Source organism: Cryobacterium sp. 10I1 (assembly GCF_035019805.1).
GTDB lineage: Bacteria > Actinomycetota > Actinomycetes > Actinomycetales > Microbacteriaceae > Cryobacterium > Cryobacterium glucosi.
Window position 1 is genome coordinate 1 of record NZ_JASJVF010000343.1, and the last position, 2,856, is coordinate 2,856.

Here is a 2,856-nt window from a genome sequence, read left to right on the forward strand (position 1 = left end):
GGGAGTGGCCGCTCGCGATTCCGCATGCCGTGGTGCGGGGGTTCCGGGCGCCTCTCACCCAGTACGCCGACGGGCACAGGGGAATCGACCTGGCCGCGCACCCGGGCGAGCCGGTCTATGCCGTTGCCGACGGCACGGTGACCTTCGCCCAGATCGTCGTCGACCGACCCGCGATTTCCCTCAGCCACGCCGGGGGCCTCGTCTCGAGCCTGGAACCGGTCACGGCGCTTGTCGCGTCAGGGGACCCCGTGCGCCGCGGCCAGCTCATCGGCCACGTGGCGACCGGTGGCCACTGCGGCGACGGCTGCCTGCACCTCGGCGCGCGGCTCTCCGGCCGGTACGTGTCGCCGATGCGGTACCTCGGCGGCGTCCCACATGCCGTGCTGCTGCCGACAGAGTCGGCCGCCCTGCTCACGGTGCGAGGGGACTCCCGGCGAAGCGCACGTGCAAACCTGCTCTGGCGAGCGATTCTCCGGGACGCGTGACCTGCTCAGGCCCGCGGGTGAGCGTTCTGGTAGCTCTGCCGCAAACGTTCCGCGGAGACGTGGGTGTAGATCTGGGTCGTGCCGAGGCTCGCGTGACCGAGAAGTTCCTGCACGGCGCGCAGGTCGGCCCCGCCGTCGAGCAGGTGGGTCGCCGCCGTGTGGCGCAGGGCGTGCGGCCCGGCGGGACCGTTGCCGGGGATCTCGGCGAGGAGCCCTGCGACCAGGCGGTATACGGCCCGCACTCCGATGCGGCGTCGGTGGGTCGCGAGGAACAGCGCAGCGGGGCGTCCTGCCGAGCTCGAGACGGAACCCACCGTGGTGCTCCCGGCGGGTTCCTCCGCTGCGGCGAGCAGCACCGGGCGGGCGCGCTCGAGGTAGGCGATGAGTGCACGCTGGGCGGGAACGCCGAAGGGAACGACTCGTTCCTTGGACCCCTTGCCGGTCACGCGCACGGTGAGCTGGGAGAGATCGACATCCGGGACGTCGAGACCGACGAGCTCGGACACGCGCAGCCCGGAAGCATAGAGCAGTTCGACGATGGCCTGGTCGCGCAACTCGTGCGGACCGCCGGCCCTGGCTCGCAGCTCGAGGTGATCGAGAAGGGCCTGCATCTGCGCCCGGTTGATCACCCGGGGCAGGGTTCGACCCGGTTTGGGCGAGCGCAGGCGCACGGCCGGGTCGAGCGCACTCACGCCCGTGCGGGTCAACCAGGCTGTGAAGCTGCGGGCGGAGGCGGACCGACGCGCGATCGTCGCCTTGGAGAGACCCGCCTGGGTCGCCACCCATAGCCAGTCACGCAGCAGGTCCAGGGACAGCCCCTCGGCATCGGCGACCCCACGACCGTCGGCGAAGCCGAGGAGACCGCGGAGATCCGTCCGGTAGGCCCGGACGGTATTCGGCGAGAAGCCACGCTCCGCCGCCAGGTAGACGGTGAAGTCCTCGAGAAGGGCTGCGAGGGGCATCCGCCCGCCGCCCGCCGGCGCATTCACGCCTGGCGTGAGAAGGCCTCGGTCCGCTCGTCGGGGCTCATCGCCTCGATACGGGCCAGGAACTCGGAGTCGAAACGCGTCGCGGGGTCGAAGTCGCCGAGCACGACGTGCGAATGCACGACGCTCTCCGGATAGACCTGCACGAGATTGATCGACTGGCCGCCGCGCACACCCGTGAGTTGCCGGGCAGGCGCACTCGGGTCGATGGTGTAGCAGGTGGCCGCGGCCACCGAGACGGGGATGCCTGCGAAGAGCCCGGTCGTGGCGTAGTGCAGGTGCCCACCGAGGATGCCACGGATGTCACTTCCGGCGATGACCTCGGCCAGGCCGGCCTGGTCTCGGAGTTCGAGAAGGCTCATGAGGGAAACCATGGTCGGGATCGGCGGGTGATGCAGGGCGAGGAGCGTGCCGTGCGGGGCTGGTTCGCGCAGCACCTCGGCGAGCCAGGCCAGCTGCTCGGCGGAGATCGCGCCATGGTGGTAGCCGGGAACGCTCGTGTCGAGAGCGATCAGGCGGAGTCCGTCAAGGTCGTGCACCGCGTCGACGGGTGCGGCAGCGGATGCCCCGTTCCCGGTTTCGCGGAGCAGTTCGCTGCGGAAGGGCGCCCGTTTGTCGTGGTTGCCCATCACCCAGATGACGCGGGCCCCGAGCCGGTCGGCCGCGGACTCGACGAGGTCCCGGATGCGCCGGTAGGCATCCGTTTCGCCGGTGTCGGCGATATCACCGGTGAAGACAAGGGCGTCGATCGGCTGCCCCGAACGTTCCAGCTGGGCGAGGGCCTCGTGCAGGGGCGTGTCGGTGTCGACGGTGCCATAGAGGGGTCTACCGGCACCGAGGAAGTGCGTGTCGCTGATGTGCGCGATCACGTGGCTCGCCGGCCCGTACTGGCCCAACTGAACCTGCCCCACTGGAACGCCACTCATGACTCACCCTTCGTCCGCTCCAGACTAGGGCCTGGCGCCGACACTCCCCCGGCGCCCCGGCCGCGTCGATCAGTCCTGCGGGTCTTCTCCGACGCTGCCGTCGGCGCGTTCGCGCAACAGGTCGAGGTGACCCGCGTGCCGTGCGGTCTCCTCGACCAGGTGAATCAGGATCCAGCGCAGGCTGAAACTGCGGCGCACCGAGACGACGTCGAGCGAGTTCGCTGCCGCGATGATCGCGTCGCAGCGGCGCGCCTCCTCCGCATAGTCGGCGAGCAGCTCGGCCATGGTCACTTCGGGCGGCACGTGGAACTCCCCGTCAGGATCCGCGTCGGTCCAGTCGAAGCTCAGACCCTCCTCACCGGCGAAGACATCGCGCAGCCAGGATCGCTCCACGTTCATGAGATGTCGGACGATGCCGTGCGCGGTCATGCCGGTCGGAGTGGCGACGGGCCGGAGACC

General features: G+C 70.3%; 4 protein-coding genes. 1 reads left to right on the forward strand and 3 read right to left on the reverse strand.

The genetic code is table 11. The annotated features are described in order from the left end of the window. Window positions 1-485, forward strand: a 485-nt coding sequence (locus QN345_RS17655) for a M23 family metallopeptidase (RefSeq protein ID WP_323508984.1), incomplete at its 5' end; no start/stop codon positions are given. A gap of 5 nt (window positions 486-490) precedes the next feature. On the opposite strand, the gene QN345_RS17660 is transcribed toward QN345_RS17655, so the two are convergent. The 3 genes from QN345_RS17660 to QN345_RS17670 all read right to left on the reverse strand — a co-directional run. Then, the gene (locus tag QN345_RS17660) at window positions 491-1,447 is read right to left on the reverse strand and encodes a tyrosine recombinase XerC (protein WP_323508985.1); all 957 of its coding nucleotides are present in this window, start codon (window positions 1,445-1,447) and stop codon (window positions 491-493) included. 23 nt (window positions 1,448-1,470) lie between these two features. Then, window positions 1,471-2,397, reverse strand: a complete 927-nt coding sequence (locus tag QN345_RS17665; protein ID WP_322135692.1) for a phosphodiesterase — start codon at window positions 2,395-2,397, stop codon at window positions 1,471-1,473. A gap of 69 nt (window positions 2,398-2,466) precedes the next feature. Continuing rightward, window positions 2,467-2,856, reverse strand: a 390-nt coding sequence (locus QN345_RS17670) for a DinB family protein (RefSeq protein ID WP_323508986.1), incomplete at its 5' end; no start/stop codon positions are given.

Bases quoted from the DNA above. Each gene is read 5' to 3' on its own strand.
- QN345_RS17665 (WP_322135692.1), bottom strand. From the start codon at position 2,397: ATGAGTGGCGTTCCAGTGGGGCAGGTTCAGTTGGGCCAGTACGGGCCG.
- QN345_RS17660 (WP_323508985.1), bottom strand. From the start codon at position 1,447: ATGCCCCTCGCAGCCCTTCTCGAGGACTTCACCGTCTACCTGGCGGCG.